At 66.8% G+C, this 24,780-nt stretch carries 23 protein-coding genes; 16 read left to right on the forward strand and 7 right to left on the reverse strand.

All coding sequences use genetic code 11. The annotated features are described in order from the left end of the window. Window positions 1-167: 167 nt before the first annotated feature. Window positions 168-1,196 carry a Bug family tripartite tricarboxylate transporter substrate binding protein gene (locus AC1DQR_RS15795; protein ID WP_416052844.1) on the reverse strand — a complete coding sequence of 343 codons (1,029 nt, stop codon included), beginning with the start codon at window positions 1,194-1,196 and terminating at the stop codon, window positions 168-170. Between the two features lie 245 nt (window positions 1,197-1,441). On the opposite strand from AC1DQR_RS15795, the gene AC1DQR_RS15800 reads away from it, so the two are divergent. The 3 genes from AC1DQR_RS15800 (at window position 1,442) to AC1DQR_RS15810 (ending at window position 5,796) form a co-directional block, all read left to right on the forward strand. Next, entirely contained in the window at window positions 1,442-3,241 is a 1,800-nt protein-coding gene (locus AC1DQR_RS15800) for an IlvD/Edd family dehydratase (protein ID WP_477133319.1), read from the forward strand. 91 nt (window positions 3,242-3,332) lie between these two features. Next, window positions 3,333-3,974 carry a GntR family transcriptional regulator gene (locus AC1DQR_RS15805; protein ID WP_477133346.1) on the forward strand — a complete coding sequence of 214 codons (642 nt, stop codon included), beginning with the start codon at window positions 3,333-3,335 and terminating at the stop codon, window positions 3,972-3,974. A 250-nt stretch (window positions 3,975-4,224) separates the two neighbouring features. Further along, the gene (locus AC1DQR_RS15810; protein WP_416053280.1) at window positions 4,225-5,796 is read left to right on the forward strand and encodes a sensor domain-containing diguanylate cyclase; all 1,572 of its coding nucleotides are present in this window, start codon (window positions 4,225-4,227) and stop codon (window positions 5,794-5,796) included. Window positions 5,797-5,848: 52 nt separating this feature from the next. Here the strand turns inward: AC1DQR_RS15810 and AC1DQR_RS15815 are convergent, their stop codons facing one another. Both AC1DQR_RS15815 and AC1DQR_RS15820 read right to left on the reverse strand, forming a co-directional pair. After that, the gene (locus AC1DQR_RS15815) at window positions 5,849-7,981 is read right to left on the reverse strand and encodes a cation:proton antiporter (RefSeq protein ID WP_477133320.1); all 2,133 of its coding nucleotides are present in this window, start codon (window positions 7,979-7,981) and stop codon (window positions 5,849-5,851) included. Between the two features lie 176 nt (window positions 7,982-8,157). Continuing rightward, window positions 8,158-9,084: a LysR family transcriptional regulator gene (locus tag AC1DQR_RS15820; RefSeq protein WP_150986653.1), complete on the reverse strand. Its 927-nt coding sequence runs from the start codon at window positions 9,082-9,084 to the stop codon at window positions 8,158-8,160. A 203-nt stretch (window positions 9,085-9,287) separates the two neighbouring features. Here AC1DQR_RS15820 and AC1DQR_RS15825 point away from each other — a divergent pair, with 203 nt between their 5' ends. After that, window positions 9,288-10,259 carry a 3-hydroxyacyl-CoA dehydrogenase family protein gene (locus tag AC1DQR_RS15825; protein ID WP_416052842.1) on the forward strand — a complete coding sequence of 324 codons (972 nt, stop codon included), beginning with the start codon at window positions 9,288-9,290 and terminating at the stop codon, window positions 10,257-10,259. Window positions 10,260-10,322: 63 nt separating this feature from the next. Then, window positions 10,323-11,165: a beta-keto acid cleavage family enzyme gene (locus AC1DQR_RS15830; protein ID WP_416052841.1), complete on the forward strand. Its 843-nt coding sequence runs from the start codon at window positions 10,323-10,325 to the stop codon at window positions 11,163-11,165. 23 nt (window positions 11,166-11,188) lie between these two features. Here AC1DQR_RS15830 and AC1DQR_RS15835 read toward each other — a convergent pair whose 3' ends face one another. Continuing rightward, window positions 11,189-11,455: a hypothetical protein gene (locus tag AC1DQR_RS15835; protein ID WP_416052840.1), complete on the reverse strand. Its 267-nt coding sequence runs from the start codon at window positions 11,453-11,455 to the stop codon at window positions 11,189-11,191. Window positions 11,456-11,960: 505 nt separating this feature from the next. Here AC1DQR_RS15835 and AC1DQR_RS15840 point away from each other — a divergent pair. The 11 genes from AC1DQR_RS15840 to AC1DQR_RS15890 all read left to right on the forward strand — a co-directional run bounded on the left by AC1DQR_RS15840 (window position 11,961) and on the right by AC1DQR_RS15890 (window position 22,376). Beyond that, complete coding sequence (locus tag AC1DQR_RS15840) at window positions 11,961-12,626, forward strand: CDP-alcohol phosphatidyltransferase family protein (RefSeq protein ID WP_416052839.1); 666 nt, start codon at window positions 11,961-11,963, stop codon at window positions 12,624-12,626. Window positions 12,627-12,632: 6 nt separating this feature from the next. Continuing rightward, window positions 12,633-14,423, forward strand: coding sequence for a bifunctional alpha/beta hydrolase/class I SAM-dependent methyltransferase (locus AC1DQR_RS15845; protein ID WP_416052838.1), 1,791 nt, complete (start codon window positions 12,633-12,635; stop codon window positions 14,421-14,423). Then, complete coding sequence (locus AC1DQR_RS15850) at window positions 14,423-15,844, forward strand: phosphatase PAP2/dual specificity phosphatase family protein (RefSeq protein WP_477133347.1); 1,422 nt, start codon at window positions 14,423-14,425, stop codon at window positions 15,842-15,844. Before AC1DQR_RS15845 ends, AC1DQR_RS15850 begins: the two co-directional genes overlap by 1 nt. Then, entirely contained in the window at window positions 15,825-16,295 is a 471-nt protein-coding gene (locus AC1DQR_RS15855) for a hypothetical protein (RefSeq protein ID WP_477133321.1), read from the forward strand. The genes AC1DQR_RS15850 and AC1DQR_RS15855 overlap by 20 nt, the downstream gene beginning before the upstream one ends. Before the next feature lie 6 nt (window positions 16,296-16,301). Next, window positions 16,302-16,928, forward strand: coding sequence for a lysophospholipid acyltransferase family protein (locus AC1DQR_RS15860; protein ID WP_416052836.1), 627 nt, complete (start codon window positions 16,302-16,304; stop codon window positions 16,926-16,928). Between the two features lie 5 nt (window positions 16,929-16,933). After that, window positions 16,934-17,896, forward strand: a complete 963-nt coding sequence (locus AC1DQR_RS15865; RefSeq protein ID WP_416052835.1) for a phosphatidate cytidylyltransferase — start codon at window positions 16,934-16,936, stop codon at window positions 17,894-17,896. Window positions 17,897-17,974: 78 nt separating this feature from the next. Next, window positions 17,975-19,384: a saccharopine dehydrogenase NADP-binding domain-containing protein gene (locus tag AC1DQR_RS15870; RefSeq protein WP_416052834.1), complete on the forward strand. Its 1,410-nt coding sequence runs from the start codon at window positions 17,975-17,977 to the stop codon at window positions 19,382-19,384. Further along, window positions 19,381-20,553 (forward strand): glutathionylspermidine synthase family protein, encoded by a 1,173-nt coding sequence (locus tag AC1DQR_RS15875; RefSeq protein ID WP_477133322.1) that lies wholly within the window; start codon window positions 19,381-19,383, stop codon window positions 20,551-20,553. The genes AC1DQR_RS15870 and AC1DQR_RS15875 overlap by 4 nt, the downstream gene beginning before the upstream one ends. A gap of 26 nt (window positions 20,554-20,579) precedes the next feature. Further along, complete coding sequence (locus AC1DQR_RS15880; RefSeq protein WP_416052832.1) at window positions 20,580-21,335, forward strand: hypothetical protein; 756 nt, start codon at window positions 20,580-20,582, stop codon at window positions 21,333-21,335. 60 nt (window positions 21,336-21,395) lie between these two features. Next, window positions 21,396-21,794: a DUF350 domain-containing protein gene (locus AC1DQR_RS15885; protein WP_416052831.1), complete on the forward strand. Its 399-nt coding sequence runs from the start codon at window positions 21,396-21,398 to the stop codon at window positions 21,792-21,794. A 249-nt stretch (window positions 21,795-22,043) separates the two neighbouring features. After that, complete coding sequence (locus tag AC1DQR_RS15890; RefSeq protein WP_043355655.1) at window positions 22,044-22,376, forward strand: H-NS family nucleoid-associated regulatory protein; 333 nt, start codon at window positions 22,044-22,046, stop codon at window positions 22,374-22,376. Between the two features lie 19 nt (window positions 22,377-22,395). On the opposite strand, the gene AC1DQR_RS15895 is transcribed toward AC1DQR_RS15890, so the two are convergent. The 3 genes from AC1DQR_RS15895 to AC1DQR_RS15905 all read right to left on the reverse strand — a co-directional run bounded on the left by AC1DQR_RS15895 (window position 22,396) and on the right by AC1DQR_RS15905 (window position 24,778). Then, entirely contained in the window at window positions 22,396-22,755 is a 360-nt protein-coding gene (locus AC1DQR_RS15895; protein ID WP_416052830.1) for a copper-binding protein, read from the reverse strand. A 182-nt stretch (window positions 22,756-22,937) separates the two neighbouring features. Continuing rightward, window positions 22,938-23,411, reverse strand: a complete 474-nt coding sequence (locus AC1DQR_RS15900; protein ID WP_477133348.1) for a cupredoxin domain-containing protein — start codon at window positions 23,409-23,411, stop codon at window positions 22,938-22,940. Between the two features lie 65 nt (window positions 23,412-23,476). Continuing rightward, a complete protein-coding gene (locus tag AC1DQR_RS15905) occupies window positions 23,477-24,778 on the reverse strand; it encodes a multicopper oxidase family protein (protein ID WP_477133323.1) in 1,302 nt (433 codons plus the stop codon). Between the last annotated feature and the right edge of the window lie 2 nt (window positions 24,779-24,780).

Genomic DNA, 24,780 nt, shown 5'->3' on the forward strand with positions numbered 1-24,780 from the left:
GATTTCGCCGGTGGCAATCGTCACTTGCTGCGCCGCAGCATTGCGCTAGTCATCATAGGCGCAATCGTCAGGGTGTCAAGGCGCGCGACGGCAGGCGCCCACCCCGTCACATCAGGGCGGGGCGGGCAACCTGCGATCCGGAATCGGGCTCGGGGATTCGGCGCTGCTTACTCTGGCTTGACGCCCGCTTCCCGGATCACCGCGGTCCACTTGGCCAGCTCGGACTTGATGCGGGCCTGGGTCTGCGCCGGCGTGGTCCAGGTGGCGATGGCGCCTTGCTTGAGCAGGGAGGCCTTCACGTCGGGCTCGGCCAGGATCCTCTTGAGCTCGGCGTTGAGCCGGTCCACCACCGGTGCCGGGGTGCCGGCCGGGGCCACAATGCCGAACATGGAGTTGACCTCGAAGTCCTTCAGGCCCGCTTCATTGGCCGTCGGCACGTCGGGCAACGCCGCCACGCGCTCGCTGGTGGTGACGGCCAGCGCGCGGATCTTGCCGCCCTTGACGTAGGACTGCGCCGCCGGCACGGTCTCGACCATGCTGAGCACCTGCCCGCCGATCAGGTCGGTCATGGCGGGGCCGCTGCCTTTGTAAGGCACGTGCAGCATGTCCACGCCGGCCATGCGCTTGAACATCTCGCCGGCCAGGTGCTGGGGCGAGCCGTTGCCGGCGGAGGCAAAGGTGATCGCGCCAGGGGTGGTTTTTGCCAGCGCGATCAATTGCGGCAGGTTGTTGGCCTTGACGCTGGGATTGACCACGAACACAAGCGGCACGGTACCCACGATGGCCACCGGGGCAAAGCTCTTCTCGATGTCGTAGGAGACGCGGTTCTTGTACAGCGCCGCGTTGATCGCGTGGCTGGTCAGGGCACCCATCAGCAGGGTATAGCCGTCAGCGGGCGACTTGGCGACCAGCTCCGCGCCGATATTGCCGGCGGCGCCGGCCCGGTTGTCGACTACCACCTGCTGGCCCAGCGCGGTGGACAGGTGCTGCGCCAGGGTGCGGCCGATGACGTCGGTGGCGCCACCCGGCGGGTAGGGCACGACAAGGCGGATCGGCTTGGTGGGATAGTCGGCGGCAGCGGCCAGGCCAGGGAAGGCGGCTGTGCCTGCCAGCATGGCACCGGCTAGCGCGGAGAGAATCAGATGGCGCCTGGGCGCGGAAACGCGCGTTCGCGCGTGGCGTCGAATGCCGGTCATAGGGGAATCTCCTGCGCCGGGTTGGTATGGATGGGAAGGCACAGCAAGGCTGTGCAGCGCGGGACGCCCGGCTCGTCGCTATGGCAGAGTGTAGGGGGCGTCTCTTGATAGAAGAATCAGAAGTTTTCTATCGACTGATCTGAATCTTCAATTAAAGGTGCAGGGCTGAATTTTCCATTGCGGCTGAGTGGCGAGGCCAGATATGATGCCTGCCTCGATTATCAATAATATTATTGGAGATGTGCATGGCCGGCTCCCACGATTCCCGCAAGGACCCTTCCGCTTCGGCACAAGCCGGCCAGGACCCCTTCGAGCCGGCGCAAGACGCCGAGAACGGCTTGGGCAAGGGCCTGACCAACTATGGCGACAAAGGTTTCTCGCTGTTCCTGCGCAAGGCCTTCATCAAGGGCGCGGGCTATACCGACGACGCGTTGTCGCGGCCGGTGATCGGCATCGTCAACACCAACAGCAGCTACAACCCCTGCCACGGCAACGCGCCGCAACTGGTGGAAGCCGTCAAGCGCGGCGTCATGCTGGCGGGCGGCCTGCCGGTGGACTTTCCCACCATCTCCGTGCATGAGAGCTTCTCGGCGCCCACCAGCATGTACCTGCGCAACCTCATGTCGATGGACACCGAGGAAATGATCCGTGCGCAGCCCATGGACGCCGTGGTGCTGATCGGAGGCTGCGACAAGACCGTGCCCGCGCAGCTGATGGGCGCGGCCTCGGCCGGCGTGCCGGCAATCCAGCTGGTCACCGGCTCCATGCTCACCGGCTCGCATCGCGGCGAGCGCGTGGGCGCCTGCACCGATTGCCGCCGCTACTGGGGGCGCTACCGCGCCGAGGAGATCGATGCGCCCGAGATTGCTGACGTGAACAACCAGCTGGTTGCCAGCGTGGGCACCTGCTCGGTGATGGGCACGGCCAGCACCATGGCCTGCCTGACCGAAGCGCTCGGCATGATGGTGGCCGGCGGTGCATCGGCCCCGGCGGTCACCGCCGACCGCGTGCGGGTGGCCGAGCGCACCGGCACCACTGCCGTGGCCATGGCCCGCTCCGGCCTGACGCCGGACCGCATCCTCACCGGCCGCGCGATCGAGAACGCCATCCGCGTGCTGCTGGCCATCGGCGGCTCCACCAACGGCATCGTGCACCTGACCGCCATCGCCGGGCGCCTGGGCATCGACATCGACCCGGCCGGGCTGGACCGCATGAGCCGCGAGACCCCCGTGCTGGTGGACCTGAAGCCCTCCGGCCAGCATTACATGGAAGACTTCCACGCGGCAGGCGGCATGCCCGCGCTGCTGCGCGAGCTGCGCCCGCTGCTGCACCTGGACACGCTGACGGTCTCAGGCCGCACGTTGGGCGAGGAGCTCGACGCCGCGCCCGCGCCGTTCGCGCAGGAGGTGATTCGCCCGTTCGACGCGCCGATCTATCCGGTGGGTGGCCTGGCCGTGCTGCGCGGCAACCTGGCTCCGGGCGGCGCCATCATCAAGCAATCCGCCGCCGATCCTGTGCTGATGGAGCATGAAGGACGCGCCGTGGTGTTCGAAAATGCCGAGGACATGGCGCTGCGCATCGATGACGACGCGCTGGACGTGAAAGCCGACGATATCCTGGTGCTCAAGCGCATCGGGCCGACGGGCGCGCCCGGCATGCCCGAGGCAGGCTATATGCCGATTCCCAGGAAGCTGGCGCGTGCCGGCGTGAAGGACATGGTGCGCATCTCGGACGGCCGGATGAGCGGGACCGCGGCTGGCACCATCGTGTTGCACGTGACGCCGGAAGCCGCCATCGGCGGCCCGCTGGCGCACGTGCGCAACGGCGACCGCATCCGCCTGTCGGTGGCGCGGCGCGAAATTTCCCTGCTGATCGACGACGCGGAACTGGCCCGCCGCGCGGCCGAGCACGAAGTGGTGCGGCCTACCGCCGAGCGCGGCTATCGCAAGTTGTTCCTGGCCACGGTAACGCAGGCCGACCAGGGCGTGGACTTCGATTTCCTGCGCGCCGCGCGGACCAGCGAAACCGTGCCGCGCAAGTCCTGAGCGTCCTGTCATGGATCGACCAACCCGTGCAGGCACGCGCGCACAAGCGGCGCATAGCGTTCAGGACGATACTGCCGGCGGCGCCCAAGCCATGCTGGCCGCCGCCGCGATCCTTGAGGAAGACATCGTCTTTGGCTTGCTGAGTCCGCGCGAGCGGCTGGTCGAAGACGACCTGATGGCGCGCTTCAACCTGAAGCGCCATGTGGTGCGCCAGCTGCTCGTCACGCTCGAAGGCATGGGCGTGGTCGAGCGCAAGCGCAACGTTGGCGCGGTGGTGCGTGCCTTTCCGGCGCGCGAGGTGATGGAGCTATACGCACTGCGCGAAGTGCTGGAAACGCATGCCGCCAGCCTGATCGCGCTGCCCGTGCCTGCGGCGCGATTGCGGGCGCTGGTGGCCGTGCAGCAGGAGCACGACGTTGCGGTGGCCGCGGGCGATGCGCGTGCGGTGTTTCGCATCAACCAGCGCTTTCACCGGGAGTTGTTCGCCCTGGTCGACAATGCGGTGCTGCGGCAGGCCATCGAGGAATACGCGCGCCGCGCCCATCCGATCCGCTTCGGGTCGCTCGCTGCAGCGGGCTATCGCGAGCGTGCCAGGCAGGAACACTGGGCCATGATCGAGGCCTTGCGCGAGGGCCGGCGCGAGGATCTTGTCGCGCTATGCCGTAGCCATCTGCTGCCCTCGCGCGATGCTTACCTCGCGGCAGAACGGGAGCGTGCCGGAGGGCCTGCTTAGTACATTACATTAATTGTCTCTCGGGCATGGTTAATGGAAATATTGGGGGAAATCAATACGCCAGTCGAGGGGAAACTTGAAATCCATTTCCCAATCTTTAACCGCGCGGGCTGGCATTTGCGCGTTGTGGCAGGAATATTAGCCAGCGGACCGTGCTAAGATCGTTCCCTTCTGAAGTTCAGACGATTGTCGGCCTGCAAAAGAGATGTCAGCGCAACCGTGTAAGCCGCTTCCGGAGCGCTCGCCCAAAATAGGGCTAGGTGGTCTGATCCTGCTCCTGGCCCTGGGATCGGTCCTGCTGACCATGGCCAATGCGCTGTACTCCAGTTACCGCGTGCAGCGTGACCTGCTGATCCGCAATACGCTGGAAGCCAACCGTGTCTATGCGGCCAAGCTGGCGGAGTCCACGGGAGCCCATCTTGAAAGCACCATGCAGCAGCTGGCGTACAGCGCCAGTTTGCTCGCTGCGGCCATGGATAATCCGGCCCGTGTGAACGAGGAGGCCGAGCGCTTGCGCTTGCAGACCAGGAGCCTGAATTCGGTGGCCATCGTCCGCCAGGACGGCATGGTGCTATCCGTGTCGCCAGCGGCCTTGCGCCGGAGCGGTCAGAGCGTGAAGACCGATTGGGGGCACACGCTCCTGACCACCCGCACCCCGGCGATCAGCGAGCCCTTTACAACCTCCAGCGGGCGGCTGATTATCTTTATTTCCCATCCCATCATTAATGCGGAGGGGCGGCTGCTTGGTTATGTCGGGGGTACGATTTACCTGAATGCCAAGAACCTGCTGCATGAGATTCTCGATAGCCATTATTATCGGGATAGCTCTTATGTCTATGTGGTGGACCGTAACGGCACCGTGATTTTTCACCCGGACGACTCCCATGTTGGCAAGTCGATCTTCAAGAATTCAGTCGTGCTGGCGGTAACCAGCGGCGCAGCGGGCGCGCAGCAGATAATGAACCAGTACGGTGTCGAGATGCTCGCAGGCTATGCGCCGGTCGCGTCCACCGGGTGGGGCATCGTGGCGCAGAGATCCACGCAAGCCACGCTGGCTGATCTGAATGACCTGGTGCTGGTGACGTTCGGCAACAGCATTCCCATCCTGCTCCTGTCGCTGGTCTTTATCTTGTGGTTTTCCCGCTGGATCTCGCGGCCGTTGGGGCAGTTGGCCGATGACGCCCGGATGGGGACTACCCCCGACGGCATGGAGCGGATCGAGCGGATCCAGGCCAGGTATGTGGAAGCCGATCGTCTCAAGAAAGCGCTGCTGCGGGGCATGAGCCTGACCAGCAGCAAGCTGGACCGGCTCAACCATGAATCCATCACCGACGCACTGACGGGGCTGCGCAATCGCCGCGGGCTGGGCAATGCGCTCAGCCTGTACGAGCTTGGCGGGCAGTCCTTTGCCGTCATCACGCTCGACGTGGACCACTTCAAGTCGATCAATGACCGCTACGGGCACGATGTCGGTGACGAGGTGCTGACGCATATCGCTAGCCTGATGCGGGCCGGCTCCCGGGGCGGCGACATGACATGCCGCAACGGCGGGGAGGAGTTCGTCATCTTGCTGCCCGGCACGACCGCGGACAATGCGTTCCTGATTGCGGAGCGCCTGCGCGAGGCCGTGGAAAAGACACCTAACCCCACGGGTGGGGTCGTGACGGTTTCGCTTGGCGTCGCGCATTTTCCTTCGTCGGCGGAGGAGGTTGGCGAGGTGCTGAAAAAGTCGGATATCGCGCTTTATCAGGCCAAGCGCAACGGGCGCAACAACACGGTCCGGTACCAGCCGGAGCCGGCCGTCCAGGCGGATTCGCCCTGATCGCGCCGGCAGCGCCGCCTGGCGCGATAACCTGCGCGAAGCATGGCGGCCCTCATTCGCGCGACGGCGACTCCGGCGCTGGCATCGGTTGCGCGGACAGCGCGCTGCGCAGCGGCGGGCGCGCCAGGTTGGCCCGCCAGGCGCGCTGGATCACTTGCGCTATCTGGTTGTAGGCCTGGCTGGAAATGACTTTCTCCTCGCGCATGGCCTCCAGCGAACGCTGGCCCTTGCGCAGGGCAAACAGCATCAGCAGGCGCTTTTCCAGTGCCACCGTGTAGCCGCCGAACTGCGCGCGCATCTCATCCAGGCCACCGCCGGCCGATTTGACGCGCTCTTCCAGCACGCCGTCCAGCAGGGTCGCCATGCGCGCGCCGAACACCGGCGTGAGCAGCGAGCGGTTGTACTGGCGCAGCCGCTCCAGCACCGTCTGGCGGCAGACCAGCAGCTCGAAGCGGTCGGCCAGCGCGTGGGCCAGCGGCCGGTCGATCGACAGGCGCCGGTGCAGGARGAGCGCCACGCGGTAACCGCGCTGGTAATCCAGGATATGCCGGGCGGCGCGGTTGTAGCCCAGGCGGCCATGCTCGCGCGCGGCGTCGATCATCAGCGTGGTGTTGCGCATCATGGCGTCGAGGTTGGCTACGGAGATCACGCCGTCGCCGTACTCCGGGATCAGTTCGCGCTCGCGCGTGGCCAGCGTGACCAAGCCAATGGTGACGCGGTCGCGCTCGGACAGCGCGGCGTCGAAATCGAACTCCAGCGCGCCCAGCTCGATCTCGCGCCGGTAGTGCTGCGCCACCTCGCGCGCTGCCGCGGGAGGCAGGTCGAAGGTCTGTGCGATGTGGTCGAGCGTGGTTTCGACCTCCTCGGTGGAGAGCTGGATGGCCTGCTGCTGCAATGCCCGGTCCTGGGCGGTGAGCTGGTCCAGCCCGAGCCGGTGGATAAGCCCGCGCAGGGTGGTGCCATTCAGCAGCAGGCTGACCAGCACGAATCCGGTGGCCAGGATGGCGATGAAATGCCGTGCCTCATATGGCAGCGCCTCGTTCTCGGCGATGCCCAGCGCCAGCACCAGCGTCACCGCGCCGCGCAGGCCGCCCCACGCAATGGCCAGCTTGTAGGCATTGCTGATCGGCGCGCTGACCTTCAGCCAGGAGAGCAGTGGCAGCAGGCCGAACAGCGTGAGCACGCGCGCCCCCAGCGCGGCGACTACCAGTGCCAGCAGCAGCAAGCCGTGATGCACGGTCACCCCGGCCAGCAAGGACGGCACGCGCACCGCCGCCAGCAAGAACACGACGGCGCCCGTGATGCCGGCGTACTGCTCCCAGATCATGCGCATGTGGTTCCAGTTGCGCGGGCTCAGCCGCGTGGGCCCGAGCGCGCTCACCATCAGGCCGGCGCATACCACGGCCACCACCCCGGACACGCCGAGCAACTGTTCGGCGAGCAGGTAGAGCGGATAGGGCAGCGCCAGCGTCAGCGCGCCCTCGGCCATGGCCAGCCCGGCCAGGCGCGGCAGCAGGTCGGCTAGCAGGCGTCCGGCAATTGCGCCGCACACCACGCCGCCCACGAACGACCACGCCAGCTCCCGCGCACCGGCGGCCAGCGTGGCCTCGGCGCCATGGCCGGTCAGCATGGCCACCAGCACGCCGGCAATGGCAATGGCCGCGGCGTCGTTGAGCAGGCTCTCGCCTTCCACCAGCCGGATCAGCCGGCCAGGTGCGCCGACATCGCGGAAGATGGCGATCACCGCTGCCGGGTCGGTGGTGGCCACCACCGCGCCCAGCAGCAGGCACACCACCAGGCTGGCGCCGCTGACCAGCGTGGTGACCAGCCCGATCACGCCGGTGGCCACGATCACCGCGACGATGGCCAGCAGCAGGATCGGCGCGGCGTCCGGCAGCATGCTGCGCACGTCGGCGGTCAGCGCGGCGTGGAACAGCAAAGGCGGCAGGAAGATCCACAGGTAGGCCTCGGGCGGAAGGGCCGGGTCGATCAGGGGATGGAGGAAATGCAAGGCAAACTGTGGGTAGGCGGCGTCGATGGCCACATAGCCCGCGCCGATGGCGATGCCGATGGCCGAGAGCAGCGTGGACTCAGGCAGTGCCAGCTTGGCGGCGGCGACCTGCACCACCGCCACGATGGCCAGCAGCGCGCCCGCCAGGATGAGCACGTCGACGACGATATTCAAGCGTGCCTCCGTTGCCGGGCGCGGGACGGCCCGAGTTGTAATGTGGGCGACGACAGTGTCACTGAGGGATCCTTACGCTTAGGTGGCTGCCGGCTCCGAACATACCGCGATATCGCGCGCGCTTTCAARCCTCGTGCGCTTTGCTCACCGCTTCGCGCGATCCCGTTCCCGCTCGCTCATGCCGGATCGGCCACGCCGCCGCCGGCTTGGGCCAGGTGGGCGCGCAGCACGCCGACCAGCGCCACCGCCGCGGGCGACAGGCTGCGGTTGCGTGCCGTCACCAGCCCGATCGAGCGCTCCGTCACCGGCGCGGTGAGCAAGCGCTCGACAATGCCGGCTTGGCGCACGGTGCCGGCCGCAATCTCAGGCAGCGCCGCCACGCCGAAGCCGCATTCGACCATGGCCGCGATGGTGGCCAGGTGCTCGGCCTCGAACACCGGCTGGAAGCGGATACGGTTTTGCAGGAAGGCCCATTCGGCGTACTGGCGCACGCTGCTGGGGTGCGTCATGGAAACATGGCCGGCGTCCACTGTATCGGCCCAGCGCACAGGCCCCTTGCCGTGGGCCAGCGGGTGCTCGCTGGGAATCAGCAGCACGAAGCGGTCGGACATCATGGGGTCGTAGTGCAGGTCCGCCTGCTGCGGGTCGGCCGCAGTCAGCGCGAAATCCACCTCGCCCGCACGCACCAGGTCGAAGGCCGGGCCGGAGAGCGTGTCGAAGACCTTGAGCGTGACCTTGGGATGCTCCCGCCGGTAGGCCATCAGCACGCGCGGCAGCAGGCGGGCGGCCAGCGAGGGCAGGGCGGCCACCGCAACATGGCCGCGCTCGGCGCTGGCAATGCCGCTCACGGCGTCGATGGCGTCCCGGAAGGCCGCCTGCAGGATCGCGGCCTGCTGCATGAAGACTTCGCCTGCCGCGGTCAGCCGCACGGTGCGGGTGGTGCGATCGAACAGCCGCACGCCGAGGGATTCCTCGATGCGCAGGATCTGGGTGGACAGCGCAGATTGAGACAGGTGCAACTGCCCCGCTGCCTGACGGAAGTTCAGCGTGCGGCCGAGCACCAGGGTGGTCTCGACATCGCGCATCGACAGGTTGATTTTCACGGCATGGATGGCGGATTGATCTTGATTGTCGATCATTTTATCCAGAAAATCTGATTCATCAATCAAAGCGGCTTGTCTACACTCATGCTCAATCCCGCTGAACCCGGGCCATGACGCGGTGCAGGCGATGTTTGCGCCATATTTTCGTGGCCGACGTGGGTTCAGCCGCCTAACGACAACACCAGACAGTTCAAAGGAACGCCATGCCCGACGCCGCCCACTTTTCGCTAGCCGCTCCCGGCACCGCGCACGCCGTGGTGGTAGGCGGCGGCACCATGGGCGCCGACGTGGCCGTGGTGCTCACCCGCGCGCATTGCCGCACCACCGTGGTGGAGCCGGATACGCAGCGCGCGGAAGCGGTCGCTGCAAGGGTAGCCGCCAATCTCGCCGCGATCGGCCCGGCGGCCGAGATTGGCCTGGCGGGATTGACGGTAGCCACAGGGCTCGACGCAGTCGACTGGAGCACGGTCGACCTGGTGATCGAGTGCATCCCCGAGCGGCTCGACATCAAGCGCGCGCTGTTCGCCGACCTGGCCCAGCGTGCGCGCCCGGATGCCATCCTCGCCAGCAATAGCTCGAGTTTCCCGATCAGCGCCATCGGCGCGGGCCTGCCCACCCGCGAGCGCATGCTCGGCCTGCATTTCTTCATGCCCGCGCACCTGGTGCCGCTGGTGGAGGTGGTGCTGGGCGAGGGCAGCGCCGAGGCCGGCGCCGATGCCTTGATCGCTTTCATGCGCCGTTGCGGCATGGTGCCGGTCAAGGTGAAGAAGGACCTGCCGGGTTTCCTTGCCAACCGCCTGCAGCACGCACTGTCGCGCGAAGCCTTCGACCTGATCGACCGCGGCATCGCCTCGCCCGAGGATGTGGATGCGGCGGTGCGCTTTGGCTTCGGCTTTCGTTTCCTGGCCGCTGGGCCCGTCATGCAACGCGACCACGCTGGCATCGACGTGCACGCGGCGGCCGGGGCTACCATGTATCCCACGTTCAACAACGCGGCGGAGCCGGCCCGGTGCCTGACCGAGCGCGCGTCGGACGGCCGCCACGGCATGAAGAGCGGCGAAGGCTTTTATCAGTGGACGCCGCAGACCATCGCCGCGGAACGCGAGCGCTATGATCGGCTGCTGCGCGCGGGGCTGGACCTGATTGCGCCGGAACTGCCCAAGATCGAACCCTGAACCTCACCAGATCCACAAGAATCATGAAATCGATTAGATCGATTAGGTCGACCAGAGCGCACTATGAGTGAACACACCCTGCTGGCGGATTCGCCGCTGATCATTACCGTCGCGCCCAACGGCGCCTACAAGACCGCCAAGGACCACCAGGCCGTGCCGCTGACCGCGGCGGCACTGGCGGCCGACGCGCGGGCCTGCCTGGAAGCCGGCGCGGCCATGATGCACATGCACGTGCGCCAGCCCGACGGCCGCCATTCGCTGGATCCGCAGATTTATCGCGAAGCGCTTGCCGTGGTGAAGAAGGAAGTAGGCGACGCCTTGCTGGTCCAGGTGACCAGCGAAGCCGCCGGCATCTACCGCGCGGCCGAGCAGATCGCCATGGTGCGCGAGCTGCGGCCCGAGGCAGTTTCCATCGGGCTGCGCGAGATCGCCGTGCCGGACATTGCCGAGGCCGAGCTGGCCGATTTCCTGGCCTGGCTGGCACGCGAGCGGGTGATGACGCAGATCATACTGTACGACGCAGCCGACGTGGCGCGCTGGCAAGCGCTGCGCGCGCGCGGGCTGGTGCCGCCGGGCGCGTGGTCGGTGCTGTTTGTGCTGGGCCGGTATTCGGCGGGGCAGGTATCGTCGCCGCGCGACCTGCTGCCGTTCCTGCAGGTCTATGACGGCGCGCTGCCGTGGGCAATCTGCGCCTTCGGGCGAGAGGAGCATGCCTGCGTGACCACGGCCGCTGCGTTTGGCGGGCACGTGCGGGTGGGCTTCGAGAATAACCTGAAGCTGCGCGACGGCAGCACCGCGCCAGGCAACGCGGCACTTGTCGGGCAGGCGGCCGAAGGCGCGCGCACGCTTGGGCGCCCGCTAGCTTCGGCCAACGAAGCCAGGCAAATCTACAGCGAGATCCGCTGATCGGCGGCGCTCGGCGCCGGTGCTTATGCGCCGTCGCTGAACGAGTCGCGGGTGCTGTTGCGCGCGCCGTCGGTGAACGGGTCCCGCGTGCCGGTGCGTGCGCCGTCGGTGAACGGGTCGCGCGGGCCGAGCTTGTTGGCGCCCTGGGTGTAGATGTCCCGCGCCTGGCCGGTGGCCGCGCCATCGAGATACGGGTCCACGCTGCGCGGGGCGGCGCTGGCGAGGCTGGTGACACCGCCAAGGGTGGTGGCCAGCGCAGTGGCGAGCAGGGCTTGCTTGAGTGTACGCATTGTTTTTCTCCGAGGATTCGAGGGGCGGGCGATCTCTTTCGATCGACCGTGCTGGCAGTCTAAGAAACAGGCACCCACGACAACATGACCGGCACATGACAATGCTGTCATGCGGCGGGCGTTGCCTCGGCGGCATTCCTTGTCCGCCGCCACGTAATTTCCACAAGTTCCATCGCCTTCGAAGTTCGCTCAATTTCTTCCCGCGGCGCCCCAACTTTTGCCAACTGGCGTGACTCGCCAATCCTGGCGGGTAGTAACTTGGCTCGGCACACCCAAACTGTGTCGAAAATGTGCCAAAAATCTCATAAATTCTTAATGATTGGCGAAAACGCGCAATCAAGCTATGCTTGCCCGATTGTCGGGCGTGCAGCACACCATCCGGCCGTCCAAGGCGGCTGCAGGGAGGCTGGGCAACGGGTCCGGCTTGGCCAGTGGCCGCGGGCGCGGATACCATGGCCGAAAATGACGACCGAAAATGACATAAGGCCTGAAAAGGTCGTGAAACATGACGCTTTACCAGATCAAACCGAAGTTCCAGGCCCTTCTGCGGCCATTGGTGAAGCACCTCGCCGCGCGCGGCGTCACCGCCAACCAGGTCACGCTGGCGGCGGCTGGCGGGTCATTGGTAGTAGGGGCGCTGGTGGCCGCGCTGGCCTGGCTGCCGGGCGTCTTCCTGCTGATGCCGCTCTGGCTGTTCGTGCGCATGGCGCTCAACGCCATCGACGGCATGCTGGCCCGCGAGCACGGTCAGCAGAGCGTGCTGGGCGCCTATCTCAATGAACTTGGGGACATCGTCTCCGATATTGCGCTGATTCTGCCGTTCGCCCTCGTTGCGCCGTTTGGTGCCGGCGAGATCATGGTGTTTGCGCTGCTGGCCGTCATCGTCGAGTGTGCTGGCCTGATCGGGCCGCTGGCCGGTGCCAGCCGCCGCTACGACGGCCCCCTGGGCAAGAGCGACCGGGCCCTCGTGCTGGGCGCGCTGGGCTTGTGGGCCGGCCTCGGGCTGAGCCTGGCGCATGCCGCTCACTGGCTGTGGGTGCTGTTGTCGCTGCTGTCGTTGCTGACCATCGCCAACCGGGTGCGCCGCGGCGTGGCCGAGGGCGAGCAGGCACGCCAGGCCCATGCCCAGGCAGCCCCGCACGCCAAATCGTCTTCCCAACCCGTGGAGTGATACTACGTGGATAGTCAAACCGGCCGTACCGCTATTGAGTCACAGTTCGAAACCCACGATGGCCAGCCGCTGTTCTATCGCCACTGGCCTGCGGCGCCAGCCACAGGCCAGGCGCCGCAGGGCGCCGTTGTGCTGTTTCACCGCGGGCACGAGCATTCGGGCCGCATCGCCCACCTGGTGGACGAACTGGGCTTGCCCGGCCACGCCTTCTTCGCCTGGGACGCGCGCGGCCATGGCCGTTCGCCGGGCGAGCGCGGCTATAGCCCCAGCCTGGCTACGTCGGTGCGTGATATCCAGACGTTCATCGACCACATCGCCACCGAGCACGGCATTCCGGTAGAGCGCATTGCCGTGGTCGCGCAGAGCGTTGGCGCTGTCCTGGCGTCAACGTGGGTGCACGACTACGCGCCGCGGATCCGCGCCCTTGTGCTGGCTTCGCCGGCGTTCAAGGTCAAGCTCTACGTGCCGCTGGCGCGGCCGGGCCTCAAGCTCATGCACAAGCTGCGGGGCAAGTTCTTCGTCAACAGCTACGTCAAGGCCAGGTTTCTCACGCACGATCCCGAGCGTATCGCCAGTTACCAGCAAGATCCGCTGATTACGCGCCCGATTGCCGTCAATATCCTGCTGGATCTCTACGAGACGGCTGATCGCATCGTGGCCGACGCGGCCGCCATCACCGTGCCCACGCAGTTGCTGATCTCCGGCGCGGACTGGGTGGTGCATCGCGGCCCGCAGGATGCGTTCTATGAGCGGCTGGGCTCCAGCGTCAAGGAGCGCATCGTGCTGGACGGCTTCTACCACGACACCTTGGGCGAGCGCGACCGCGCGCAGGCCGTGGCGGCGGCGCGGCGCTTTATCGTGCGCGAGTTCGAGACGCCATCGGCGCCGGTCTCCTTGCTGAACGCCGATCGCGGCGGCGCCTTCAAGGATGAGTCCGACCGGCTGGCGCAGCCGCTGTCCCCGGCCAGCCCGGCAGGCATTTACTGGGGCCTCACGCGCGCCGGCCTGAAGTTCGGCGGCCTGCTGTCCGACGGGGTGCGGCTTGGGCACAAGACCGGTTTCGATTCTGGCTCCACGCTCGACTACGTCTACTGCAACAAGGCGCAGGGGCGGTTTGGCCTCGGCCCGATGGTCGACCGCAACTACCTGGACGCGATCGGCTGGCGGGGCATCCGCCAGCGCAAGGTGAACATCGAGGAGCTGCTTGGCGTTGCCATCGGCAGCCTGCGCGCCGCCGGCGTGCCGGTGCGCATCGTCGATATCGCCGCGGGCCATGGCCGCTACGTGCTGGAGGCGCTGGCTGCCAAGGGCATCAACGGAGCGGCCGCGCAACAGGTGCAGAGCATCCTGCTGCGCGACTACAGCGATATCAACGTGCAACAGGGCCGCGCGCTGATCCGCAGCAAGGGCCTGTCCGATATTGCCCGCTTCGAGAAGGGCGACGCCTTCGACGCCGACGATCTCGCCGCGCTCGATCCGGCCCCCACGCTGGCCATCGTCTCAGGCCTGTATGAGCTGTTCGGCGACAACGGCATGGTGTCTCGTTCGCTTGGCGGCCTGTCGCGGGCGGTGGCGCCGGGCGGCTACCTGGTCTATACCGGGCAGCCCTGGCATCCGCAGCTCGAGTTCATCGCGCGGGCGCTCACCAGCCACCGCGCAGGCTCGGCCTGGGTGATGCGGCGCCGCTCGCAAGCGGAGATGGATGAACTGGTCCGGCAAGCCGGCTTCGAGAAGATCGCGCAGCGCATCGACCCGTGGGGCATCTTCACGGTCAGCCTGGCGCGCAGGGTCGCGTGATGCTGCGCCAGCAGGCCGAAGACGGGGCCGCGGACATGGCCGCAGGGGAGCCGGGCGCTGCCGAGGCTCGCCCCTGGGGCCTTGCCCTGGTCCTGCTGGCCGGCATGGGTGCCTTGTTTTTTTCGTCCTATGGGCTGGCCAACTGGCTGGCGAGCCAGCGTGCCGAGGTCCCGTTCTTCTACTTTGAGTGGGAGCGGCACATTCCCTTTGTGCCCTGGAGCATCGTGCCGTACTGGTCGATCGACCTGCTCTACGGCCTGTCCTTTTTCCTCTGGCGCACGCGCGCCGATCTGCTCGTCCATGCCAAGCGCTTGCTGGCGGCGCAACTGATCTCGGTTGCCTGCTTCATTGCCTTTCCGCTGCGTTTCGCCTTCGATCGCCCGCAGGCCGACGGCGTGCCCGGCCACCTCTTCACGCTGCTGGGCGGCTTCGACAAGCCGTTCAACCAGGCGCCGTCACTGCACATCAGCCTGCTGGTGATCCTGTGGGTGGCCTATGCCATGCATGCGCGCGGCGCCTGGCGCTGGCTGCTGCACGGCTGGTTCGCGCTGATCGGCGTGTCGGTGCTGACCACTTACCAGCACCATGTCATCGACGTGCCCACCGGCTGGCTGGTGGGCTGGTTCTGCGTTTTCTTGTTTCCTTTCGGGATGGGGCAGGGCAATGCAGAGCCCGCTGCCCGCATGCGCACGTGGCAACTGGCCGGGCGTTATGCCATGGGCGCACTGGCCGTCGGGGCGGTAGCGCTGGCGTTGTTGCCGGCCTCGGCCCTGGCCGCCTTGCTGCTGGGCTGGCTGGCCCTGTCGCTGGCTTGCGTCGCGGCGATCTACCGGCAGGGCGTTCCGGCCATGTTCCAGAAGCGCCACGACGGCACCATGCCGATGGCCGCGCGCTGGGTGCTGGCGCCCTACCTGCTGGGCGCGCTGGCCAACTCGCGCTGGTGGACGCGCCGCCAGCCCGGCGCCAGCCAGATCGTGCCCGGCCTCTGGGTCGGCCGCTTCCCCGGCGGTGCCGAACTGCGCCGCCTCGGGGCCGATGCCGTGCTCGACCTGACCGCCGAGCTGCCGCGGCTGGCGGATGCCGCCTGGTACCGCTGCGTGCCGGTGCTGGACCTGACCGTGCCCGCGCCGGCGCAGCTGGACGAAGCGGTGGCCGTGCTTGAAGCCTGGCATCGCGATGGCCGCAAGGTGCTTGTATGCTGCGCGTTGGGTTATTCGCGCAGCGCGCTGGTGGCCGCCGCCTGGCTCGCGGGCCACGCCGGCGCGCCCGATGCCGGGCAGGCGCTGGCCCTGCTGCGCAAGGGGCGTCCGGCCGTGGTGCTGGGCCCGGATAGCGTTGCGGCGCTGTCGCAATTCATCCGCCGCCGGCAGGCGGCCGCACAGTCTTCTGGGGGAGCAGGCCATGTCCGTTCCGATGCATGACGACCCTCACCTGGATGCTGCCGCCGGGCACTGGATGGCGCAGGCCGCGGTGGGTGGCCTCGATGGCGCGGGCCGCGTGCTCTGGGCCGGGTTGGTGCTGGCACTCATCAATCTGCTGCTGGCCGGTACCTTGTCGCCGGCGGGGCAGCGCTATCTGGTGCTCGGCATCGTGGCGGCGCTGCTCGGCGCGGTCCAGCTGTGGCTGCTGATCCGCGTGGCAATCGACCGCCGCCTGTTTGCGGCGCTTGCCGAGGCCTTGCGCATCGCCGATCCCATCTCGACGCTGGCCTCGCTGGACCAGGCGCTTGGGCTGCTCGGATGGGCGGGTCCCGAGGCCGCCGGGCGATCCCTGGTGCAGCGCGTTCGCGGCGCTTTGCGCTTTCTCCACTGGGCCGCGGGACTCGCCGCCCTGCAATTGCTGGTGGCCTTGCTGCTACTGCTGCTGAGATAACACACGATGTGGATTTCCAGACTGGTGGCGCGTGCCATCATCCTGTTCGCACGCTTGCTGACCGGCATGCAGGCGCGCTGGAACGGCTGCATGCCCGCCGCGGCGCAGCGTATCTATTTTGCCAATCACAGCAGCCACGGCGACTTCGTGCTGATCTGGGGCTGCCTGCCGCCGGAGCTGCGCTCGTTGACGCGGCCCGTGGCCGGCGCGGATTACTGGAACAAGTCAGCGTTGCGCCGCTTTATCGGCAAGGATGTATTCAACGCGCTGCTGATCGATCGCACCCGCAGCGAGCCGGGCAGCGATCCCGTGGCCCTGATGCAGCAGGCGGTGCGCAAAGGCGACTCGCTGATCCTGTTTCCCGAGGGCACGCGCAATACCACCGACGAACGGCTCCTGCCCTTCAAGAGCGGCATCTACCACCTGGCGAAGGTTTGCACAGAGATCGAGTTCGTGCCCGTGTGGATCGACAACCTCAACCGCGTGATGCCCAAGGGCGAGATCGTGCCGGTGCCGCTGCTGTGCACCGTGACGTTCGGCAAACCGCTGACCCTGGGCGCGGAAGAAGCCAAGGATGACTTCCTGGCGCGCTGCCGGGACGGCCTGCTGACGCTGGCGCCCGCGCTGGACTAAGAACCATGACCTTTCCTCACCTGACCATGATGCATGAGACCTGGCTGCTGTTTAGCGGCGTGCTGGGCGTACTCGTGCTGGCTTCCACGGTGACCGCGCTGCTGCGCTGGCGCGTGGCCCGGGGCGGCCCGCACGCGGTCATCGACAACCTTGCCGCGCGCGTATCGGCATGGTGGTGGATGATCGGCGTGCTAGGCGTAGCGTTCGTGATGGGGCGCACCGCCATCATCGTGTTGTTCTACCTGCTGTCGTTCTTCGCCTTGCGCGAGTTCATCACCATCACCACCACGCGGCGGGGAGACCATCGCGCTATCGTCGCCGCCTTCTTCGTCTTCCTGCCGTTGCAATACGTGCTGGTGTACACCGGCTGGTATGGGCTGTTTTCCATCTTCATCCCGGTCTACGCTTTCCTGATCCTGCCCATACTTTCAGCGCTGTCCGCGGAGACCACGCGCTTTCTCGAGCGTTGCGCGGGGGTGCAGTGGGCGGTGATGATCTGCGTGTTCTGCGTATCGCATGTGCCGGCGTTGCTGACCTTGCCGATTCCCGGCTTCGAGGATCGCAACCTGTTGCTGATCGCATTCCTGGTGATCGTGGTGCAGGGCAGCGACGTGCTGCAGTACGTGTGGGGCAAGCTGCTAGGCAAGACCAAGATCGCGCCGCTGCTGTCGCCGTCCAAGACCGTGGAAGGCTTTGTCGGCGGCGTGGCCAGCGCCACCGCGCTGGGCGCCTCGCTTTGGTGGATCACGCCGTACGGCTCGCCCTGGAAGGCGGGGCTGATCGCGCTGGTGATCGCCTTGATGGGCTTCCTGGGCGGGCTGGTGATGTCGGCGATCAAGCGCGACCGCAACATCAAGGATTGGGGCCAGATGATCCAGGGCCACGGCGGCATGCTGGACCGGCTGGATTCGGTGGTGTTCGCCGCGCCGATCTTCTTTCACATCACGCGGTACTGGTGGGTGCCCTGAGCGGGTCCATCGCCTTCGTCGTTATTCTTCTTGAATTTTGCCGGTCCAGCCCGCGCGTTGGCCCTGCACGTTGTCATCATGTCTAGCAAGCGCATCGAGCATATCGTCATTGTCGGTTTTGGCTGCATCGGCCAGGCCATCCTGCCCTTGCTGGCGCAGGCTCACCCGGAAGCGGCGGTTACGGTTGTCGACCGGGCCATGGACGCCCACCGCCTGGCGCTGGCCCGGCAATACCGCGCCACGCCGCTGCATGCCACGGTAGCGCCGGACAACTTTGCGCGGGTGCTGAGTCCGCTGCTGGGGGCGCAAACCTGCCTGCTTAACCTGGCGCCCGCCGTGTGCAGCCGCGACCTGATCGCGCTGGCGCAGGCACACCACGCGCTCTACCTGGATAGCGGCATCGAGCCATGGGATTACGAGGACGGCGCAGCCGCGTCCCATCTGAGCAACTATGCCCTGCGCAGCGAGATGCTGGCATTCGCCCGCGGCCGCGAGCGGATGTCCACCGCGCTGGTTGCCCACGGCGCCAATCCCGGGCTGGTCTCGCTACTGGTCAAGGCCGCCTTGCTGAAACTCGCGCGGCACGCCGGCGTGCCAGACACCCCACCGCAGGACCAGGCTGGCTGGGCGCGGCTCGCGCGCCGGCTCGACGTGCGCGTGATCCAGGTGGCGGAGCACGACAGCCAGTGCGCCCCGGGCTATCCGGCGCACGGCGAATTTGCCAATACCTGGTCGGCCGAGGGCTTCATCACGGAATGCCTGCAGGACGCCGAACTGGGCTGGGGCAGCCACGAGCCGGCGCTGCCTGCCGGTGGCCGGCGCCATGGCTACGGCAGCGATGCGGCGATCGTGCTGGACCGGCCCGGGCACCGCACCCGTGTGCGCTCCTGGTCCGCGCTGCACGGTCCGTTCGATGCCTACCTGATCACGCACAACGAATCGATCTCGATCGCCGAGTATTTCAGCTGTGCCACGCCGGGCGAGCCGCATTACCGGCCCACGGCCTACTACGCCTACCGTCCCACCCGCGCCACGATGGCATCCATGCAGTGGCTGGGCGAGCGCGACGCCAGCCGCATTGCCAGCCACCGCATCCTCAAGGACGAGATCGTCGATGGCGTGGATGAGCTTGGCGTGCTGCTGATGAGCGGGCGCCATGGCGCGGTGTGGCATGGCTCGCAGCTCGACATCCACCGGGCACGCGCGCTGGCGCCGCACAACTCCGCCACCAGCCTGCAGGTGGCCTCCAGCATCGTCGCCGCGATGCGCTGGGCGCAGGCCAATCCGGCGCGCGGCGTGACCGAGTCCGATGCCATGGATCACCACGTAGTGCTGGAGCACGCAGCCGGCTGGTGGGCGCCTCTCGTCACGCGCTTCACCGACTGGACGCCCAGGCCGGGCCGTCGCTCGCTGGCCTTCGACGAATTCCTCATTACCGCATCCGCGCCGGCGCCAACGCCGAGCGCCGCGCAGATCGCCCTGCCATGAAACGCATTGCCCAGACCCCGCGTGCCGACTGGCCGCAGCAGCTTGAGCGCATCGGTTTTCACTTCCACTCGCTCGACGAGCAAAACCTGCCGCGCCAGGTGGATCGCAACACGTTCTTCTACTGGCGCGAAGACGTCGCCTACGAGTTCGAGGCGCAGGAGATCGAGGCGCTGTATGCCGCCGCGCTCGATCTGAACCAGCGCTGCCTGGAAGCCGTGCAGCACGTGATTGACCACGACCTGTTTGCGCGGCTCGCCATTGCCCCGGATTTTGCCGAGCTGATCCGCACCTCCTGGGACCGCGACGAGCCAACGCTGTTCGGCCGCTTCGACATGACCATGGATGCGCTTGGCGTGCCCAAGATGTACGAGTTCAACGCCGATACGCCCACCTCGCTGATCGAATCGAGCCTGGCGCAATGGTTCTGGAAGGCGGCGGTGCGGCCGGATGCCGACCAGTTCAACAGCTTGCATGAAGCGCTGGTGTCGCGCTGGCAATGGCTGCGCCGCCACTATCGCGACGCCAAGGTCCTGCATTTCGCCTGCATGTTCGACAGCCAGGAGGATGTCTGCAATGTCGAGTACCTGATGGACACGGCGCTGCAGGCAGGGTGGTCGGTCAAGCTGACCGACCTGGAGCAGGTTGGCTCCGATGGGCGCGGCGGCTTCTACGACGGCGACGACCAGCCGATGGAGCTGGTCTTCAAGCTGTACCCGTGGGAATGGATGGCCACTTCCGACTATCGCACGGAGCTGGCGGGCAGCGCGGTGCGATGGGTGGAGCCACCCTGGAAGGCCGTGCTTTCCAACAAGGCCATCCTGCCGATCCTGTGGGACCTGTTCCCCGGCCATCCGAATCTGCTCGAGGCCTCGTTTCGCGAAGCCACCTTCGCCGGGCGCTCCTACGCCAGGAAGCCGTTCCTGTCGCGCGAGGGCGAGAGCGTGGCGCTGGTGACCCCGCAGGGGCGTTTCGAGAATCCCGGCGAGTACGGCGAGGAAGGCTTTATCTACCAGGCCTACGCGAGCGCGCAGCGCTTTGACGATCGCTACACCACGCTCGGCGTATGGCTGGTCGACGACGTGCCCAGTGGCCTGTGCGTGCGCGAGGAACTGGGACCGATCGCCAAGAACACCAGCTTCTTCGTCCCGCATTATTTTCAGCACGGCTAATCCGAAGAAAGGAGAAACGCAGCGCAATGGCCAAGAAGAAAGGCAAGAAGGGCGGCCAGCCGTCAAAGTACGGCAGCGCCTACCAGCCGCGGGCAAGCGGCTCCAGCCGGTCCGCATGGTCCGGCCAGCCCGCGCTCCGGCGCAAGTCCCGCTCGCCGGCGCTGTGGCTGATCGGCGCTTGCGCGCTGGCAGCCGGCGTGGCGGTGATCGGTTCATGCCGCGATGATGGCGACGACGAAGCCGTAACCGTGCGGCGTGCCAGCTATGCCTCGCAAGCCGATTGCGTGGCTGACTGGAATGCGCCCGAGGATTGCGAAGGCGTGCCGCTCGACAACATCTACACCTCGAGCCTGGCGGATACGGGCGGTAGCGATGGCAGCAGCGCCAGCACGAGCAGCGGTGGCCATGGCGGCGGCTACTACGGCGGATATCACGGCGGATATCACGGCGGCATGGCCCGCTGGTACGGCCCGTACTACACCGAGTCCGGCACTGTCTACCACCCAGACGGCACGCAGACCCGGCGCGACATGTCGAGCGGCAACTCGCGGCCCATGGGCGTCTATGACAGCAACGGCAACCTGACCCGCGTGAGCCAGGTGCCAGGCACGCCGCACGCGACGATGGTCGAGGAGGCCACGCTGAGCCGCGGCAGTCTCGGGCGTGGCGCGAGCGGCGGCATGTCGATGCGCGCGGCCGCTGTCAGCCGGGCGCCTGCCGTGTCCTCGCGCGGCGGCTTTACCAGCCGCTTTGGCGGGTCTGGGCGCTCCGGCGGCGGCTAAGGCCGCATCGCATCCTTTCAGATCGGCTCCAAATCCGGTCCAACCCAACCAGGAATCCACATGACATTGCCCCTACAACCCGTCTATGCCTACCTGATCTACATTCTCTCCAGCTTCGGCATGCTGGGGCTGTTTCTGCTCGTGTACACGCGGATCACGCCGCACCGCGAGTTCGAACTGATACGCCGGGGCAACGTGGCGGCGGCCTTATCGCTGGGCGGCGCCGTGCTGGGGTTTTCTCTGACGCTCTCGGCCAGCATCCAGCACAACGCCGCTTTCTCGATGTTCGTGCTGTGGGGCTTTGGCGCGTTCGTGGTGCAGGTGGTGGCCTATGTGCTGGTGGCGCGGGCGCTGCGCGGCGTCAGCGAGGAAATCACCGCGGATAATCGCGGCATGGGTGCGCTGATGGGGGTGGTATCGCTGGCGGCGGGCATCGTCAATGCCGCCTGCCTGGCCTAGTGTCACCGCTGCCTTGGCACGCGGGCGGGCGCCGAGAGACGGAGTGTGCACCTTGCGGTGCATTGGCAGGATCTGAGGGAGTGCCAGGGGCCGCGCGGCAACTGGCATTAACGCTTAGGAAATGTCTGCGCCAGCAAAGACACAAGACCCTGTAAAATCCTGCCTCACAGGCGGCTTGACCCGCCGGAATGCCCCCCTTCCTCCGCTTTGCCGGCCATCTGTCCGGCGGCAAAGTCAATTACGAAAGTCATGTCAGAGTCTGATGAAGCCAAACTAGCCGCGGCGACGTGGGTCCGTGAGCAGATGGATCGCCACGGCCTCACGCTCGACGATTTACTCGAAGCGGGCTGTTTCGCTGCCCCCCCGGCTCCGCCGGCACCAGCTCAGGCAGTGCCAAGGGCCACGCTGGCCGTTACGCCCCCGGCTGCTGCGCCGGCGGCAGCCCCCGAGGCGGAAAAGCCCGCCCGGGCGCTTTACCGCAACGCCATGGGCCAGAGTTGGGACGGTACCGGCGAGCGTCCGGAGTGGCTACAGCGGGCAGTCAACGCGGGGCAGACGGTCGATTTCTTCCGGGTCGGATAAACGTCGGATAGAAATCCTCTCACTTCCCTGGCGGCTGTACCACCAGCGTGGTTACCGTCAGCGCGCCGTTGGCCCGGATCACGCTGAACCTCACCTGGTCGCCTTCCTTGACCTGACCCAGCAGGGCGGGGTCTTGCACGCGGAAGATCATCGTCATGGCGCCCATATCCAGGTTGGCGATGGGGCCATGCTTGATGGTCAGCTTGCCAGCCGCGGCATCTACCTTGCGGATTTCCCCATCGGTCATTGGCACAGCCTCGGCTTGCGCCGCGCTGGCCGGGGCGAGAGCATTGCCGGCATTGGTGGCGGCCTGGGCCGGCAAGGTGGCGAAGGCTGCCAGTAGCGGCAGCAGCGCGAGCAGGTTCTTGCTGGGGTTCATTTGCATTCCTTCCTGGTTGGCTGGTATTGCATACAGGGCGCGGCGTCGCCGCGCCGCGAAATCGCCTAGTGGCTGTTTCAAAATGAAGCGAAGCGGTCCTGGCTAGGCGCGCGGCCGCAGACAGTACTAGTGGTACGGCAAGGCCGCGCAACGACGCCAGCATCTTTTTTGAAATGGCGCTCTTAGCGCACGCTGACCTTGCCGCGCATGCCGGCGTCAAAGTGGCCGGGCTGCAGGCAGGCAAAGTCCACCCGGCCACTGCGCGTAAAGCGCCACACCATTTCGCCGCGCTGGCTGGCTTCGAGCGTGACGGCGTTCGGGTCGGCGTGTTCCATCTCGGGCAGCTTCAGCATCTCGGCGTAGTGCGCCTTCAGGTCGGCCTCGGTGCCGAGCACCATCTCATGCCGGAGCTTGCCGGCGTTGCGCACCACGAAGCGCACGGTCTCGCCTGCTTTGACCTGGATATCGGCCGGGCTGAAGCGCATGTTGTCGGTCATGTTCACCTGGACGGTGCGGCTCACGCTGGCCGCGTCGCCAGGCTCGCCAATAGCGCTGGTGGCGCTGGTGGCCTCGCTGGCATGATGGCCGCCATGGTTGCCGGCGGCGAAGGCGCCGGCGCACGGGACGGCGAGGGCAACGGCACTGGCCACCGCCATCCAGGCGGTAGCGGCGCGGGATTTCCTGTTTCGCATGTTGTCTTTCCTTTTTCTGGCTGGCGTGGTCATTGGCTGACGCCCGGCGTGCCGGCGTATTCGAAGGCAACCGTGCCTTTGGGGTGGCGATACCAGCCGGGGTCGCGGTAATCACTGCGGCCAAGGCCGGCGCGCACCTTGAGCACCGTGAACATGCCGCCCATCTCGATCGGGCCGAATGGTCCCTGTCCTGTCATCATCGGCAAGGTGTTGTCCGGCAACGGCATCTCCATGCCGCCCATGTCCGCCATGCCTGCCTCGCCCATCGCCATGTACTCCGGCACCAGCGCGTTCATCCGCTTGGCCAGGTCCTTTTGCTTGACGCCGATCATGGTCGGCAGCTGATGGCCCATCGCGTTCATGGTGTGGTGGGACTTGTGGCAGTGGAAGGCCCAGTCGCCGGGGTTGTCGGCGATGAATTCGATGGCGCGCATCTGTCCCACCGCCACGTCGGTGGTTACCTCCGGCCAGCGCGCGGACGGGGGCACCCAGCCACCGTCCGTGCCGCTCACCTCGAAGCGATGCCCGTGCAGGTGGATCGGGTGGTTGGTCATGGTCAGGTTGCCAAAGCGGATCCGCACGCGATCGCCCAGGCGTACCGGCAGGCTGTCGATGCCCGGGAACACCCGGCTGTTCCAAGTCCACATATTGAAATCCGTCATCTCGGCCACGCGCGGTGTGTAGGAGCCGGGGTCGATGTCGTAGGCCGAGATCAGGAACACAAAATCGCGATCGACCCGCATCTGCGCCGGGTCTTTCGGATGCACCACAAGGAAACCCATCATGCCCATTGCCATCTGCACCATCTCGTCGGAATGCGGGTGGTACATGAAGGTGCCGGCGTGCTTCATCTCGAACTCGTAGACAAAGGTCTTGCCGGGCGGGATATGTGGCTGCGAGAGGCCGCCGACACCGTCCATGCCAGCCGGCAGGATGATGCCGTGCCAGTGCACGGTGGTGTGTTCTGGCAGCTTGTTGGTGACGAAGATCCGCACCTTGTCGCCTTCCACGCACTCGATGGTGGGGCCGGGGCTCTGGCCGTTGTAGCCCCACAGGTGCGCCTTCATGCCGGGCGCGAACTCGCGCTCGACGGGCTCCGCCACCAGGTGGAACTCCTTCCAGCCTTGGCGCATGCGCCAGGGCAGGGTCCAGCCATTGAGGGTCACCACCGGGTTGTACGGGCGGCCAGTGGCAGGCGCCAGCGGCGGCTGGGTGGCGGGGCTGGCTTGCAGCGCGGCCTCGGGCAGCACCGCGGCGCCGGCGCGCGTCACCAGCGCCGCGCCGAGCATGGTGGCGCCGGAGCCATGCAGGAATTGTCTTCGGGTAACCATGG

The organism is Cupriavidus sp. 05L411 (assembly GCF_056398045.1).